A 15,275-nucleotide genomic window follows, 5' to 3' on the forward strand; every position below is an offset into this window, starting at 1 on the left:
CTGTCGATCGCTCAGTAGCCGAAGGCCGCTTCGAGCGGCCCCTTCGGCATGATGACGTCGAATGCGATGTCGAAGGTTACGAACATCGCCGCGGTGAAGACGAAGGCGGTGAGCAGCGACTTCCACAGCACGATCTTGCCGACGAGGCGCATGAAGCCCGCGATCAGGAGAAAGCTTGCGACGTAGAGGCCGAAATATTGGGTGGCGAGGCAGAACAGGAATGTCGGCACGAACACCGCCATCACCCGGCGAAACTGGGCGCGGGTGACAAAGGTCTCGGCGGCTTCCCGGCGCGAGACGAAGGCGGCACCGAGGCCGTAGAGGCTGGCGGCGCCGAGAATCACCGAGAGATAGAACGGAAAATAGCCCGGTTGCGGCCCGGTCGAATCCCATGATGCGCCGGTGCGCCAATTATCCCAGCCGAGCACCGATGCGAGCGCGAGCAGCAGCAGCGAGACGACGACATCGACGACGCCGGTAGAGACGACGGCGGGCGAGTTCTCTTCAGGCGCGGTCGGATCGTCGACGACGATCTCAAGTTCGGTATTGGACATGGACTGGACGGTCTGGGTTGCGAGGGCAACGATTGGGATAGCGTGCTGATACAATCACCGTCAATGCAGCCTTCAGCTAACGCCCGGAACGTTCGGGAAATGCGCTCGCAAGCGCAGCACGGTCAGCGCCGAGGACGCCGCGCTCGGTGATCAATCCCGTCACCAGCCTCGCCGGTGTGACATCGAAGCCGAAATTGGCCACCGAAGAGCCGTCCGGAACCACGCGCACGGTCTCGATCCGTCCATCCGCCGTGCGCCCGGTGAGGTGCGTCACCTCGGCGGCCGCACGCTGCTCGATCGGAATCTGCCTGACGCCATCATCGATACTAAAGTCGATGGTCGGCGACGGCAGCGCAACGTAGAACGGCACGTCGTTGTCATGCGCGGCGAGCGCTTTCAGATAGGTCCCGATCTTGTTGCAGACATCGCCATTGGCGGCAACGCGGTCGGTCCCGACAATCGCGAGATCAACCATGCGATGCTGCATCAGATGGCCGCCGGTGTTGTCGGGAATCACGGTGTGCGGCACGCCGTGGTGACCGAGTTCCCAGGCGGTGAGCGAAGCGCCCTGATTGCGCGGCCGCGTCTCGTCGACCCAGACATGGACCGCAATGCCGCGATCATGCGCCTGGTAGATCGGTGACGTCGCCGTTCCCCAATCGACGGTTGCAAGCCAGCCGGCATTGCAATGCGTCAGCACGTTCACCGGCTCGCCCGGCTTCTTGGTCGCAGCGATTTTTTCGATCAGGTCGAGGCCGTGGCGGCCAATCTCGCGGTTGATCTCGACGTCCTCGTCGGCGATCTCGCGGGCGCGGGCATACGCCGCTTCCGCACGGGCTGAAGCTGCGAGCGGCGCGAGCGCACGTTGCATCTCGTCGATCGCCCACTTCAGATTGATCGCGGTCGGCCGGGTCGCAGCCAGCATCTTGCCGGCCCGGTCGAGCGCCGCATCGGAGGCGTCGGCGCGCATCGCGAGCGCCATGCCATAGGCTGCGGTGGCGCCGATCAGCGGCGCGCCACGGACCAGCATCGAGCTGATGGCCTCGCCGGCCTCGTCCGCCGTCGTGATTTTTGCAACAATGAACTCATGCGGCAGCCGTCGTTGATCGATCGCTCCGATCGACCAGCCGTCGGGCTCGAGCCAGATGCTGCGAAAACGGCGTCCGTCGACTTTCATGCGCGCAAGATCCTTCCGGCGACGGCATCGAGTTTGGCAAGCAACTGCGGATCGCGGGCCGTGGGCGCCGTGATCAGCGCGGTGTCCAGCGCGTGGTCCGAGCCGATCGGACAGGGTTCGTGCTCACGCGGAAAATCCCGCGCCAGACGCGCGACCAGCGCCTTTGCCTTCTCGGCGTTCGAATTCAGCACGCGGATGATATCCTGCACCGTCACGGCATCATGCGCCGGATGCCAGCAGTCGAAGTCGGTGACCATTGCCACGCTGGCGTAGCAGATCTCGGCCTCGCGGGCGAGCTTGGCTTCCGGCATGTTGGTCATGCCGATCACCGAATAGCCCTGCGCCTTGTAGGTCAGGCTTTCGGCGAGCGAGGAGAATTGCGGCCCCTCCATGCAGAGATAGGTGCCGCCGCGCGCGAACGCGATGCGCTCGGCCTCGGCAGCGGCGGCGAGATGCTTGATGAGCAACGGCGACACCGGATGCGCCATCGAGACATGCGCGACGCAGCCCTTGCCGAAGAACGAGCTCTCGCGCTTGTGCGTGCGATCGACGAACTGATCGACCAGCACAAAGGTGCCCGGCGGCAGCTCTTCCTTGAAAGAGCCGCACGCCGACAGCGCGACCAGGTCGGTGACCCCTGCCCGCTTCAGGACGTCGATATTGGCGCGATAATTGATGTCGGACGGCGACAGCGCATGCCCCTGGCCGTGTCGCGGCAGGAACACGATCGGCAATCCGGCCATCTCGCCACGACGCAGCGACGCGGATGGCTCGCCCCAAGGGCTCGCGATGGCTTCCTCGCGGACGTTTTCCAGGCCCGGCAGATCGTAGATGCCGGATCCGCCGATGATGCCGAGAACGGCTTTGCTCATGATCGCTCCTCACGGTCCCGCAACGGCGACGGAGGGGTGACCCAGCCCGATCGGGCTCGCCGGACGTTCGGCCATACTGCGGCGCAATAATCACTGCGCCGCTGCCGCTTGCAAGCCAATTCGAACCCGAGGGTAAGCAAACCGCGACCGCTATTTAGCGACAAAGCCCGCCGCGTTCATGAGCGAGGCATTGAGCTTGTCGTCATCCTCGAGGAACTCGACCATGTCCTTGCCGGTGAGGAAGATCGGCTTCAAGGCTTGCTTCTCCATGTAGTCCTTGTATTCCGCCGTCTGCGTCACCTTCTGGAACAGATCGGCATAGAATGCCTGCTGCTCCTGCGTGACCTTGCCGGGCAGGAACATCGCGCGCAGCATCAGATACTGCACGTCCAGCCCCTCTTCCTTGCAGGTCGGGATATCGTTCCAGGATTGCGTGTCGGTGACCTTGGTCTTGTAGGAGATGCGCTCCTTGTCGAACACGCAGAGCGCGCGAACCTGTCCGGCACGCCAGACTTCGAGGTTTTCGCTCGGATTGTTGACGTTGGATTCGGTATGGCCGCCGACCAGCTGGGTCGCGGCCTCGCCGCCGGACTTGTACGGCAGATAGGAGAATTTTGCGCCAGTCTTCTGCTCCATGAATACGGTCAGCACGTGATCCTCGCGCTTGGAGCCCGTGCCGCCCATCTTGAACGGCGCGCTCGCGGCCTTGGCGGCCGCGATGAAATCCTTGACGGTCTTGGGGCCCGACGCATTGTCCCACAACACGAACTGGTCGAGCGCGATCACCGACACCGGCGTCAGGTCACGCCAGTTGAACGGGATCTTGGCCGACAGCGGCAGCATGTAGATCAGCGAATAGGCGATCAGCACCTTGTTGGGATCACCCTCGCTGGACTTCATGTACATCAGCGCTTCCGCCCCCGACGCGCCGCCCTTCAGCGACACCACCATCGGCTGCTTCATCAGATTGTTCTTCTGGATCGCCGCCTGCATCATGCGCGCCATCTGGTCGGAAGCGCCGCCGGCGCCGGCCGCAACCACGATTTCAACCGGCTTGCTCGGCTCCCAGCCGGCAAAGACCGGCGTGCTCAGCAAGAAGGCCGCAATGCTAGCCGCGGTTTTCACAACCCGTCTCACGTGTTTCTTCCCTACCTATCTGTCAACATTTGCAAAAACCGTAACCTCGAGCTTGCCAGCATCATGCCAAGAATAGTGATGATTTCAAGCGGAGGACTGTCGCATGGTCTATGACTTTGGAAGAATGAGGCAAGTGCGACATTAGGATCGGCCGAACGCACGACCACCACGGTTCGGCGGCTCTCATCCAAGATTCCAAACGGCGCTACTCCTCCCCCACCATGAGGGCGTGTTCCAGGCGCAGTGCCCTCGGCGAGGATAAAGCATTCGCAGAGGCGACTGCTGCACACTCATCCAGGACGATCCTTCTATCGGGAGATTCCTCTGTCGGGAACTGTCAGAAGGATTGCTCGACGAGAGATTGTGTCAGGAGCGTACTCTGCAAACCATAAACGGATTTTAACCTGACAAACAGCTCATCAAGTCGCATCTTTGAAAGGGGGGTCGGACGCAACTATCGTGGAGCGGCCTATTGAGCTAGGAAGACGAAGTGTATTGCGCCGCCTAACGGTTCATTTCAAAATGCTTCTTTGGCTCACGAAAAGGATATCGTCGTTACGGGCAGCATACCAGTCGTCCCGGATCAAGGTCGTCGAATTGCCGCTTCTCGGCGTATTTGCCAGCGAGACGATGTTTGAGCGGCCAGACCTCATCCCAACGACGCTAGCAACGGCGTTGGACCAGATGCAACGGCGTTTGCCGCAATCCTGGTCGTATCTCAGTCGGGTTGACCTCTCATACATTCTTGCCTCAACTGCGGCGCACAACCTCAAACCTTATGGCAAGGGCTGTCCCTCGCAGGAGCTCGGCGAACTGCTTAAGTCGGAGTGTCTCGACTGCTCGAACTACGGTCTGCTGACCTATTACATTTCACGTTTGCTCCTTAGCGAAGAAGATCGCAAGCCCCTCAGCTTTGTCGGATGGGATGGAGGAGCGGTAGGCAATCATCAAATGCTGTTTTTGAGCGAGCATGGAAAGATGCCGCATCTGGCAATCGATCCGACGTTAGGCATCGCCTGCATCGCGACCTTCGATGAGATCGCGTCGGGAAAGCCGATCCCGCCTGATGCAATCGCCATCATTGGTGCGCGGGAACAACTCAGCGCATCCAGACTAGCGTTCGTTACGGCGCTTCTCAGGGGACAATTTCGACCATCCCAGCTTCTCTACTATTTCCCGACCGGTGAAGATTATCTCACGCGGTATGGCAACCCGTTCGATTGGCCGACGCGGCCATTTCCATCCTGCGAGAACGACATTCCGGGAATTGAGGCGTTAGGACAATGCATATCGCCATGAAGAGCAGGTCGCGCAGCACTCTCGTCCTCTATGACCCAAACGCCCTAGCCACCGAATTCGTCCGTCAGCACTTGATGGCGATGCAACGCCATTCAAGACATGATGTGGCCTACGCCGCCACCACTTTCGATTGCAGGGCCGATTTCCCACTTGAATTGTTTGATGCGCTCATAATACACTTTTCGGTGCGCATGCCCTTCGCGACGATGTCACCCTCGTTTGTCGAACGGGTGTCCAAATTCAATGGGCCCAAGGTATTGCTGATCCAGGATGAATACGACATGCCGCGGAAGGCATGCGGCTTGATCAGGAAGCTCGGCATCGACACGATCTTCACCACCGTGCCCAAGCCATTTATCGATCGGTTTTATCCGCCCGACGAAGTCCCGAACGTAAGCTTTAAATCCTGCCTCACCGGCTATGTCCCTGACGAACTGCCGTTTGAGCTGGCTACTCCGCTCTCGGTGCGACGCCTCTGGCTCGGTTACAGAGGCCGTAAGCTTCCGATCTGGTACGGCCAACTAGGCTTCGAGAAATCGACAATTGCGCAGCGGATGCGAGCCGAATGTATCGCGCGCAATGTTCCTCATGATATCGAATGGGAAGAGGACAAGCGCGTCAATGGCTCTGCTTGGTTTACATTCATCACCAGCACCAGGGCGATGCTCGGAACCGAGAGCGGCGCCAACGTGATGGATGCTTGGGGTAACATTCGCAACGACGTTCTCGCAATGGCAAAAGAGCACCCGGATCTAACCGACGATGAGCTTTACAGGCGCGTCGTGGCCCCACATGAGAACAATGTCATCATGGGCCAGATGAGCCCAAAGATCTTCGAAGCGATTGGACTGAAGACGGCGCTGATCTTGTTCGAAGGCTCCTACTCCAACGTGATCAAACCCGACGACCATTACATTCCACTCCGAAAGGACTAAAGGAATCTTAATGACGTGCTGAAACGGCTCGCCGACGTGACCGGCCTCCAAGAGATGGTTGATCGCGCCTACCAGGACGTCATTCAAAGTCGCGAGTATGGCTACCACAGATTTGTGAGCGACATCGATGAGGCGATAGAGCAGGCCGGCACCCTAGATCCGCCCCACGAAAGGCAAAGGACCTTCGCCTTGGTACGCATTGATGGGCAGAACGAAAGCTGGTCGGCAGTGACCCCGCATCTGCCGCTCACCGCTCCGATTACACTCCGCTCAGCGCCGCCGCCAGATCGACTCCTCAAAGGCAGGGCCCGCGACCTCTGGCTGAGGGTGCCGGAAAAGGTAAGGACCCCCTTGTCAGCCCTGCTCGGGCCACCGGCTAGACGCGTCAAAGCGCTGCTCCGGCCATGAGACAATGCTGACTTCGCGGGAAGCAAGAGCTTGCAAGAAAGCGACCGCACTCTTTTAGTTTCTCGTGCTGATGCATCGCAATGAATAAACAATCTTGCGTGCCGCCGTCGTGGTCTTTGAAATCTCCGCTCGCCGCCCTGGAAGTGATGCGGACGCATCGGCTGCCGCTCGTCCCCAGACTACGTTGAAACAGCGCTAGTGAGGCCGCGCTCACCGCTATCTCCGAGCAAGTGAACCAAGCGAGTGGCCCGTGACACGCGCGCCGCCTCCTATCACGAGGGTGGCATTAGGAAAGCGCCTCCAGGATCATGGACCATGAGAATTTGAGCCGACCCCAGATGGCGAGTGAAAGGATTTCATTTGCGCGGAGCTGATGAAGGCGAACCGCCCTGTCCTTGACCGGTAGTTGGTGTCGATGAATCCTGACTGCTCGCCTTAGCGCTCGAGCTTTTGCTGGAACTGGAGCTTGCGCTCGAACTCCCGCTTGTGCTGGAACTCCCGCTTGCACTGGAGCTACCTGATTGGGCGCAGGCTAAGGATGTTGAAGCCACCAGAATTGAAAGGGCGAACGCCATGGGTTTGATCATTGCTGTGCTCCATAGATGCGATGATGCAATGTTTCTGCGCATAAGATGTTCCAAACGCCATCGTCCGCGACAAGTGTCCTAACCAGGACAGCGGATTACGGCGCCAATCCCGACGCGGGACCGGCAGTTGGCCTCGACATCTCAGCTTCATGTGCCGCATAAGGCGAGACCCGCGGTGCATGCCATCGCGAGCACCGCATAAATATGGCTATCTATCAGATCTCACAGCGGTTTATTTACCCTTTCGGCGACACAATTGGAGGAAAAAGAGTCCGGAATCAAAATAACGCGATACTCGCTTCGGATACGATGCAACAACAGAGAACCTTCATGGCTGATTACAATTTGGAAGGCCCGGTTTGGTCGTCGAAGACGATTACGTGGAGCTTCGCCACGGCCAATTTCTCGGGGCAGCCCGATACATTCTCCAGCTTTTTCCGGCCCGGCGAATACGAACAGGAAATCATCGACGCCTTGAAGCGATGGTCTGCCGCGGCCGATGTGACGTTCGTGGAGGTGGCGGATTCTGCAAGCGCCGACATCCGTTTCGGCCTCGGCCTTTTTGACGGCCCCGGGGGAATCCTGGCTGAAACCTCGTACTACTACTCCAATGGCAACTTCCTGCCCGACGTCACGATCGACTTTGACCAGGCGGAAAGTTACACTTCTTCCGCTAACGGCTTGATCCTTTCGGGAGGAATAGAATTCGAAGCGGTCGCGACGCATGAAATCGGGCACGCGCTTGGGCTGGATCACTACAATGACGGCCCGGCAATCATGAACGCCTATGCCAGCGCTGGCGTAACCAACCTAACGCGGTCGGACATCGATGGCATTCAGGCGCTCTATGGACCGCCCTCGAGCCAACCCGACGTGCCCGCGAGCACCATTGTCACCAACGGCACCGCGGCGAGTGACGTTCTCCTCGGAAGCAATGCGGCCGATGCCATCTACGCTCTCGGCGGCAACGACTACATTTATGCCTATGGAGGCGACGACCTCCTGTTCGGCGGCGATGGCACCGACGTCTTGCTTGCCGGAAGCGGAAATGACGAACTGTATGGCGGCACCGGCTTCAACTATCTGTTTGGCGGCGATGGCAACGATACGCTGTTTGGCTCGGGGGGAGCCTCATCCTCCGACGTCAACGTGATGTTCGGAGAGAATGGCGCCGATCTCCTCTACGGCGGAACCGGCACCAACTACTTCTATGGCGGCGCCGGCGTTGACACGATGTTCGGCGGTTCGGGTCTCAACATCTTTATCTCATCCGGAGAGACCAACGGTAATGTCATATACGGCGGTTCGGGCCAGAACTACGTCTATGGTTCGAACGGCGGGGACACAGTGTTCGGCGGCAGCGGCGTCGACGTGTTCCTAATGGGCAGCGGGGCCGATAACATCGCCGGCGGCGGTGGGATTGACTATGCCTGGGGTGGCGCCGGCGCCGATACATTCAACATCAACGACAGCAGCCAGGAGATCATGGTCGTCGAGGACTTCAACGTGGGCGGACTAAACGACTTCGTGAACTTTGCAGGTACATCGCTGCATTCGTTCGCCGATGTTCGAGCAGTATCTTTCTATAACGCCGGCATCAATACCACGGTCATCACGGACGCCGCAGGCAGTGCAGTCTGGTTGATCGGTGTCGCGCCGGGACAGCTGGACGCCAGCATGTTCCAATTCAGCTAGGGTTGCGGCGATTGGTAGGGCGGTTCACCGAAGAGTGGTCCGCCATTGCCAGCTCGATTACATGATGCGGTGAACGCGGAGCCTGAGCTGTCCCATGACCAAACTGAGACGGGAACGAAACGGCTCTAGCATCTCGGTCCCAGCATGGTGCTCGTCCACGTGCAGGGTGTTAAGATCAAAATAGTCCAAGCCGCAGAATGCAAAGAGAAGTGATCGGCAAGCCCACCCTCTGCCCGTGCTCATCATTAGCCCCCTCCTGGCGGGGCTTACATCCTCACAGCAGATGCCAAGCGCTCCATGCTAGATAGATGAAACTAGGTGGAGGAAAAAACATCGCTGAACTCTTTGCGGCGACCGCGGCGAAGGTAACACCGCCGCTTGCCGCAATAGTCCGGACGAAAAAGAAACCGACTTCCTTGCTTCCGTCGCAGTCGCCATTGAATCGATCGCGTCGATCACACCACCGAAGCCGTTCGCGAGAGGCCACCAAATCGGCCAGGCGAAGGCGGAAATTATCTGCTTGGGGCCGATCGAAACTTGCCGATTACGGTAGAAGATACCAAACGTCAAAATAGAACCAACTACATAAAGCGCGAAGACGGCAATAACGATTTCATAGTTTCCAGAATCGCCGGTGGTCCAAGCAAAAATCCGTTTCCCGCGCACTAGTTTGTGCAAATCCCGTACTTCTACGGGAGTTTTGTCTGGCCTTCGAGGACCGCACTGATCATCCCCTATCATTGCTCGAGAGGGCCCTGGGAACGGAGCCGTCTGCATGCGCGGCGTAGCCTCTTGTTCTTCCTCCTCTAGAACGTCCTTCAGCTGCTCGTGGCGACTTCTGCCTATCAAGCCGGCTAGTACCAGCAGTAGGCCAGTAAAAATCATGATGACCGGGATAGCTGCTGTTTCCAATCGAGCATGAGCCCACCCATTCGCACATCCGAAAAATGCGGCAATCGTCGCGTCCTTGGCGTACGGTACGGCGGTTCGGTGGAGACGCTCTCTAGACCGGCGCCGCAGCTTGCGGCGTGTGGGCGTCGTACTGAAATGCAGAACCACCAGCGCAGCTACGTCTATACCCCAAGCGAATGATCCTGTGACGCTTTTCGGCAGCCCGCGAAACATGGAGCCGTAGCCCCGCGCCCTGCTCGCTCAGCACTTAGGCTGCGAGCAACGCTCTGCGCCGGCCCACAACGAAGCCGTCGAGATTGCGCTGTTGGGCTGCGCAACGACCGGCATCGTTTCACACTTGCGGATTGGATCCATCCGTGTGGTAACGTGTTGTTGCCCCGCGGTATCCAACGGAGATTTCAGATGAAACTTTTTGCCATCGCTATGTGTCTCATCGTTGGTTGCGAAGTTGTTGCGTGGCACGGCGCCACTGCTCAAGTGTCCGGATGCTCGGCCATCACCAACGCCAATTCCCGGCTGGCCTGCTACGACAAGGCTGCCGCCATCACGGGTGGAAGCCCCGACAAGGCCAAGACGGCCGGATCGGACCCGTCGCCGAATCGCCGCGGCGTTGTCGAGATGCTTGCTGAGGAAAACGCGAAGCTGAACGCCAAACTCAAGACCATCTGCCGCGGCTGCTGACATCGCCCGATTGCGGATGATCAGATCGCGACAGCGCCACTCGATTCAAAGACCGGCTTCTGATACCTTTCTTGCGGGCCTATCTAACCCCTGAAAGCCGCTCGAAATCTCGCACGCGATAGTCCCGGCAGCTCGCATGTCGAGGGCCTCGCACACGGCTATGAGACGGCGACCGGAGGACGGATCGCCGTTTTTGAATTGCCTTCGATAGACGCGTAAGTAACTACGACACGATAAAGAAATTTGCTGCTGTAACGGTGCCCGCCGTTCAGCCAGACCGCAGTGTCGCTGTCGACCTGGACGACGAAGTAGGCGTCGTTCTGATAGGAGTGCGAGAGCACATCGGCGAACGAGCCGAAGCCTGTGCCATTCAGCGCCACGACGTCCGTGGCCGCGTTGAAGTCCTGTACCACCTGACCGCTAGAGTGTTTCAGGTTTTTATTGAAGCGTATCCGGCGTTGGCGAAGTAGTTTTTGCATTCGTCTGGTTGGATGTTTTGGATGAGTTCACCAAGGCGTCGGCTGATCTCGTCGATAGTGCGTTTTTGGGCGGCGCGCATCCAGTGCTTGATCGTAAGCGTAGCGCCGCGGCCGTTCAGATTGTTTGTGCGCGGTCTTGGGAGCACCGTTAGAAGAGTCATCTTCTGCAAGGGTGCTCACAATGGACGACCATTCGGACGACATAAGACGACCGTCGCCGCGTATCGAAGTGTATACTGGCGTAGGTCGAAAGCGCTGGCCGGACGATTTGAAGGCACAGATTGCCGCGGAAAGCTTCGAGCCGGGCGCGATTGTCACAGATGTCGCCCGCCGCCATGGCTGCCGGCCCCAGCAGGTGCATGACTGGCGGCGTCGAGCGCGTTTGGGCCAGTTGGTGCTGTCGGCTTCGGCGGATACCTTATCGTTTGTGCCTTTGGTGTCGGAATCGTCGCTACCCGCGGCTGCAGAGCCCTCCGTATCGGCGGAAGCAGCTGTTGTTACGGTCGAGTTCCAGGGTGCACGGGTAGAGGTGCGCGGGACGCCTGGCCTTGCGGTGCTAAGTGACGTGTTCATGGCTCTGCGACGGACACGTTCATGCTGACGCCAGCCGCGGGCCTCACGATTTACGTTGCGACCCAACCTGTGGACTTCAGAAAGGGTGCGGATGGCTTGGCGCTCTTGGCGAAGGAGACGCTGGGCCAAGACCCGATGAAGGGTGTGGCGGTGGTCTTCCGTGCGAAGCGCGCCGATCGAGTGAAGATTGTCGTCTGGGATGGCACCGGCCTGGTGATGTATTGGAAGCGGCTCGATAGCAGCGGCTTCAAATGGCCTCCCATCGTGGCCGGCACGATGCGCATGAACGCCGCGCAGTTGTCCGCGCTTCTGGCCGGCATGGATTGGACACGCATGCACGCACCTCGAATCCCACAACCGAAAGCACTTGCGTAGGGAATAAAATCTTCGCTGCATCGAGGCGCGAAGCATGGCAGACTCGGGCCAATGAGTGATTTGCCTGATGAGCTGCCGAGCGATCCAGCCGAGTTGCGTGTCTTTGCCGCGGCTCTGCTGGATCGCTGCGCCAGGCTCGAGCGGTTGCTCAAGCTTGCGAACGATGCGCAGTTCGGTCGATCGTCGGAAAAGCTGGACGCTGATCAGCTTCAGCTTGTTCTGGAGGACATCGAAGAGGCCGTCGCGGCTCTCGAAGCAGCCGAAGATCGCGCCGATCCCAAAACATGCGAGAGGAGAACTGCCGAGCGCAGGGCCAATCGTGGCAAGCTGCCGGAGCATTTGCCACGCGTGGTCGAAACCCTGATGCCCGCTGCAACCTGCTGCCCGTGCTGCGCAGGCGTCCTTTTTGAAATTGGGAGCGATGAGAGCCAGAGGCTGGACGTCGTACCGGCGCAGTATCGCGTAATCGTCACCCGCCGGCCCAAGCTGGCCTGCCGCGCCTGTCATGGCATCGTCCTCCAGCATGCCGCGCCCGAACGATTGATCAAGGGGGGACTGCCCACGGAGCGGCTGGTCGCGCATGTGATCGATGCCAAGTATCATTGGCATTTGCCGCTCTATCGCCAGGCGCAGATGCTGGCGACGCACGGTATCGCCATCGACCGTTCCACGCTCGCCTTCTGGGTCGGCTATGCCGGCCAGGAATTGAAGCCCTTGTGGCATCGTCTGCGAGAGCTTCTGCTCGCCTCCTCGAAGCTCTGTGTCGATGAGACCCCGGTGCCTGTGTTGGATCCGGGGCGCGGCAGAACCAAAACCGGCTACTTCTGGGCGCTCTCGCGTGATGACAGGCCTTGGACCGGATCTGACCCGCCTGGCGTGGTTTACGCCTATGCACCGGGCCGTGGAGCCGTTCATGGCTTGCGGCTGCTTGAGGGCTATCGCGGCATCATCCATTGCGATGGCTATGAGGCTTACAAGACCATGACCCGAGAGACGCGTTCGGACGCACTGTCCGGGACGCTTGCCTTCTGCTGGTCGCATCTGCGACGCCAGTTTGTGAAGATCGAGCGCGAGGCCTCTCCGGCACCGGCTCCGGTTGCCCGCGAGGCCCTTGAGCGCATCGCCCAACTCTACGCGGTCGAGAAAGTACTACGTGGCCGATCTGATGCTGAGCGCCGCGCAGGCCGACAAGCGCATGCCCGGCCTCTGGCTGCAGCCTTGAAGCAATGGTTTGAGGCAAAGCTTGATCACCTTGCGCAGAAGAGCGACACGGCGAAGGCTTTGCGTTATGCGCTGCGTCATTGGGACGGCCTCACGCTCTACCTTGATGACGGGCGCATCGAGATGGACACGAATGCGGTCGAACGTGCGATGCGGCCGATCAAGCTCAACGCCAAAAACGCCCTTTTTGCCGGTTGCGACGAGGGCGCCGAGAGTTGGGCAGTACTAGCTTCGTTAATCGAGACCTGTAAGCTCAATAGCGTCAGCGCCGAGCACTGGCTTGCTGACGTTCTCGCGAAGCTCGTCGATGGTTGGCCTGCGTCACAACTGGATGAGCTGCTCCCCTGGGCGTCGACCTACACGATGCATGCACACGATCCGAGGCTGGCGGCATGAGCCTCAACACGACCGCGATCCGGATCAAGGTGACCCTGAAGGACGTGAAACCGGAGGTGATGCGTTGCCTTGCCGTGCCGTTCACGCTGCGCCTTGATCGGCTGCATCTGACGCTTCAGGCGGCGTTTGGCTGGACGAATAGCCACCTCTTCGAGTTCCTGGCTGGCGAAGGACGTTGGGGCATCCCTGATCCCGATGGTGATTTTGATCCCCAGCCCATCGATGCCCGCAAGGCGCGGCTCTGCGATATCGTTCACGAGACGGGCGCCAAGACGATCCATTATCTCTATGACTTCGGCGACAGCTGGGATCATGTGATCAAGCTCGAAAAATGGTTCGACAACACGTCGACAGAGGGACTTCCCCTCCTGCTCGAGGCCGCCGGTCGTTGTCCTCCGGAGGACGTCGGCGGTGCGCCCGGCTATGCCGAATACCTCGATGCCATCAGCGACCCCGCCCATCCAGAGCACGAACGTATGCGCCTCTGGGGGCCCGAACAGTTCGATCCCGACGTCGTCGACCGGAAGGCGCTCGAGGCCGCCGTCAACGCACTGTCCGGAATTTGGAAGCCAAGACGGCACAAGCTGCGATCAAAATAGGCGTCATGCGCAAATCGAAGGGCCGCAGCGCTACGCTTACGCTTGATCTTGGCGAAGGTCTGTTCGATCGGATTGAGGTCAGGCGAGTATGGCGGCAGGTACCAAAGCCTGGCTCCAGCGGCCCTGAGGATGCGGCGGAGCGCAGCCGACTTGTGGCTGCCGAGATTGTCCATGATGACGACGTCGCCAGGCTTCAGCGAGGGCAGCAGGATCTGCTCGACATAGGCACGGAAGCATTCCCCATTGATCGGCCCGTCGAACAGGCAGGGAGCCGCGAGGCGGTCGTAACGTAGCGCGCCGAGGAAAGTCATCGTGCGCCAGTGGCCATGTGGTGCGAAGCTGCGAAGGCGAGCTGCTTTCGGCGCCCATCCGCGCATGCGCGCCATGTTGGTCGACGCCCATGGGTGAGTAGGCCGGAGGATTTTCACCCCCGGCCTCTCGCAGAACGGTGCGTGAACCTCTCGATTCACACCGCTCCCATCAGGTGAACGTGGTCGTTCCGAACAACCGCCAGTGCACGAACAGCTCCGCATTATTCCGAGCCAGCTTTCGCAAGAACAGCGAAGCACCGGTTTTGTGGAACCGGAAGCGCTTGTACTTTCGCATGATCCACGCCTTCAGCTTCTGATTGACGTAGTCGACCAGAGAGAACAGCGCTGAACGGCTGAACCGACCGTAATAACCTATCCACCCCCGAAGGAGCGGATTGATCTGTTGGGCAATCTCAGCCAGCGTCCCCGGCGTTTGCCGGGGAATGTGCAAGCTTCGGATCGTTGCTCGCATGGTTTTCAAAGCTGTCGGACTGACCGCAGGGGTGTATCCACAGAAGAATTCCTTCCGCTGTGACGTTGCCACCTGCCGCGGCCTGAACTGATATCCGAGAAAGTCAAACTTGACCCTCGGATACGTTCGCCGACGCCTGTTGTCCTTGCAATAGACGATCTGCGTCTTTGTCGGATGCATCTGAAGTCCGCACACCTCCAGCCTCGCTTGAAGCTCCGCCCTGATGGCCTCTGCTTCTTGCTCAGTCCGGCAGTGCACCAGTCCGTCGTCAGCATACCGACACCAAGGCAGGTCGGGATGTGTCCGCGCCATCCAGAGATCGAACGTATAATGCAGGAACAGGTTGGCCAGTATTGGGCTGATGGCTCCCTGAACGCAAAAGATAACTTCCGCTTTGAACGCGTCATCACCGGCTGGCGCGATGGAGCCGTTGTTGATTTGAGACGCAAAAGGTAATACCATTATGTCATATGATTCGATCGACGCAAGCGCAGAAAGCCGAACGGCTGAGGGCGGCGCGACGCTTGCTCGCGAAGAAAATCGGCATGGCGGAGGCGGCCTTGGCGCTGTCGCGCGAAAGCGGCTTGTCGCT

At 59.5% G+C, this 15,275-nt stretch carries 16 protein-coding genes and 2 pseudogenes; 9 read left to right on the forward strand and 9 right to left on the reverse strand.

The genetic code is table 11. From position 1 onward, the window contains the following. Positions 1–11: 11 nt before the first annotated feature. The 4 genes from ABIB78_RS26935 to ABIB78_RS26950 all read right to left on the reverse strand — a co-directional run bounded on the left by ABIB78_RS26935 (position 12) and on the right by ABIB78_RS26950 (position 3,740). The gene (locus ABIB78_RS26935; RefSeq protein ID WP_429029730.1) at positions 12–554 is read right to left on the reverse strand and encodes a tripartite tricarboxylate transporter TctB family protein; all 543 of its coding nucleotides are present in this window, start codon (positions 552–554) and stop codon (positions 12–14) included. A 76-nt stretch (positions 555–630) separates the two neighbouring features. After that, positions 631–1,731 carry an S-methyl-5-thioribose-1-phosphate isomerase gene (gene mtnA, locus ABIB78_RS26940; protein ID WP_429029733.1) on the reverse strand — a complete coding sequence of 367 codons (1,101 nt, stop codon included), beginning with the start codon at positions 1,729–1,731 and terminating at the stop codon, positions 631–633. Next, a complete protein-coding gene (locus tag ABIB78_RS26945) occupies positions 1,728–2,603 on the reverse strand; it encodes an S-methyl-5'-thioadenosine phosphorylase (RefSeq protein ID WP_429029736.1) in 876 nt (291 codons plus the stop codon). The genes mtnA and ABIB78_RS26945 overlap by 4 nt, the downstream gene beginning before the upstream one ends. A 150-nt stretch (positions 2,604–2,753) precedes the next feature. After that, positions 2,754–3,740, reverse strand: a complete 987-nt coding sequence (locus tag ABIB78_RS26950; RefSeq protein WP_429029739.1) for a Bug family tripartite tricarboxylate transporter substrate binding protein — start codon at positions 3,738–3,740, stop codon at positions 2,754–2,756. A gap of 522 nt (positions 3,741–4,262) precedes the next feature. Between ABIB78_RS26950 and ABIB78_RS26955 the strand changes: the two genes are divergently transcribed. The 4 genes from ABIB78_RS26955 to ABIB78_RS26970 all read left to right on the forward strand — a co-directional run bounded on the left by ABIB78_RS26955 (position 4,263) and on the right by ABIB78_RS26970 (position 8,664). Next, positions 4,263–5,039 carry a hypothetical protein gene (locus tag ABIB78_RS26955; protein ID WP_429029742.1) on the forward strand — a complete coding sequence of 259 codons (777 nt, stop codon included), beginning with the start codon at positions 4,263–4,265 and terminating at the stop codon, positions 5,037–5,039. After that, the gene (locus ABIB78_RS26960) at positions 5,024–5,974 is read left to right on the forward strand and encodes a hypothetical protein (RefSeq protein WP_429029744.1); all 951 of its coding nucleotides are present in this window, start codon (positions 5,024–5,026) and stop codon (positions 5,972–5,974) included. The genes ABIB78_RS26955 and ABIB78_RS26960 overlap by 16 nt, the downstream gene beginning before the upstream one ends. Positions 5,975–5,989: 15 nt before the next feature. Further along, the gene (locus tag ABIB78_RS26965) at positions 5,990–6,382 is read left to right on the forward strand and encodes a hypothetical protein (RefSeq protein WP_429029746.1); all 393 of its coding nucleotides are present in this window, start codon (positions 5,990–5,992) and stop codon (positions 6,380–6,382) included. 917 nt (positions 6,383–7,299) lie between these two features. After that, positions 7,300–8,664 (forward strand): matrixin family metalloprotease, encoded by a 1,365-nt coding sequence (locus tag ABIB78_RS26970; RefSeq protein ID WP_429029748.1) that lies wholly within the window; start codon positions 7,300–7,302, stop codon positions 8,662–8,664. Between the two features lie 300 nt (positions 8,665–8,964). On the opposite strand, the gene ABIB78_RS26975 is transcribed toward ABIB78_RS26970, so the two are convergent. Then, positions 8,965–9,342: a hypothetical protein gene (locus ABIB78_RS26975; RefSeq protein WP_429029751.1), complete on the reverse strand. Its 378-nt coding sequence runs from the start codon at positions 9,340–9,342 to the stop codon at positions 8,965–8,967. Between the two features lie 636 nt (positions 9,343–9,978). Here ABIB78_RS26975 and ABIB78_RS26980 point away from each other — a divergent pair. After that, on the forward strand, positions 9,979–10,257 hold the full coding sequence (locus ABIB78_RS26980) for a hypothetical protein (RefSeq protein WP_429029753.1): 279 nt from the start codon (positions 9,979–9,981) through the stop codon (positions 10,255–10,257). A 158-nt stretch (positions 10,258–10,415) separates the two neighbouring features. On the opposite strand, the gene ABIB78_RS26985 is transcribed toward ABIB78_RS26980, so the two are convergent. Both ABIB78_RS26985 and ABIB78_RS26990 read right to left on the reverse strand, forming a co-directional pair. Further along, positions 10,416–10,736, reverse strand: a complete 321-nt coding sequence (locus ABIB78_RS26985) for a hypothetical protein (RefSeq protein ID WP_429029769.1) — start codon at positions 10,734–10,736, stop codon at positions 10,416–10,418. Further along, positions 10,688–10,828 (reverse strand): annotated as a pseudogene (locus tag ABIB78_RS26990) (IS630 family transposase); the annotation flags it as partial. The pseudogene ABIB78_RS26990 and the gene ABIB78_RS26985, both read right to left, overlap by 49 nt. Positions 10,829–10,917: 89 nt before the next feature. Between ABIB78_RS26990 and tnpA the strand changes: the two are divergent. The 4 genes from tnpA to ABIB78_RS27010 are packed head-to-tail and all read left to right on the forward strand — an operon-like array spanning position 10,918 to position 13,900. After that, the gene (gene tnpA, locus ABIB78_RS26995; RefSeq protein ID WP_429029756.1) at positions 10,918–11,337 is read left to right on the forward strand and encodes an IS66-like element accessory protein TnpA; all 420 of its coding nucleotides are present in this window, start codon (positions 10,918–10,920) and stop codon (positions 11,335–11,337) included. Next, a complete protein-coding gene (tnpB, locus tag ABIB78_RS27000) occupies positions 11,331–11,684 on the forward strand; it encodes an IS66 family insertion sequence element accessory protein TnpB (RefSeq protein ID WP_429029758.1) in 354 nt (117 codons plus the stop codon). Before tnpA ends, tnpB begins: the two co-directional genes overlap by 7 nt. Positions 11,685–11,735: 51 nt before the next feature. Continuing rightward, positions 11,736–13,301, forward strand: coding sequence for an IS66 family transposase (tnpC, locus tag ABIB78_RS27005; RefSeq protein ID WP_429029761.1), 1,566 nt, complete (start codon positions 11,736–11,738; stop codon positions 13,299–13,301). After that, positions 13,298–13,900 carry a plasmid pRiA4b ORF-3 family protein gene (locus ABIB78_RS27010; protein WP_429029762.1) on the forward strand — a complete coding sequence of 201 codons (603 nt, stop codon included), beginning with the start codon at positions 13,298–13,300 and terminating at the stop codon, positions 13,898–13,900. Before tnpC ends, ABIB78_RS27010 begins: the two co-directional genes overlap by 4 nt. Here ABIB78_RS27010 and ABIB78_RS27015 read toward each other — a convergent pair. Then, a pseudogene (locus ABIB78_RS27015) lies at positions 13,897–14,301 on the reverse strand (IS630 family transposase); the annotation flags it as partial. The gene ABIB78_RS27010 and the pseudogene ABIB78_RS27015 overlap by 4 nt on opposite strands. Positions 14,302–14,380: 79 nt before the next feature. Further along, positions 14,381–15,145, reverse strand: coding sequence for a group II intron maturase-specific domain-containing protein (locus ABIB78_RS27020; RefSeq protein WP_429029763.1), 765 nt, complete (start codon positions 15,143–15,145; stop codon positions 14,381–14,383). Positions 15,146–15,275 lie beyond the last annotated feature (130 nt).

The sequence above is a fragment of the Bradyrhizobium sp. I1.14.4 genome (assembly GCF_050435825.1).
Lineage (GTDB): Bacteria > Pseudomonadota > Alphaproteobacteria > Rhizobiales > Xanthobacteraceae > Bradyrhizobium.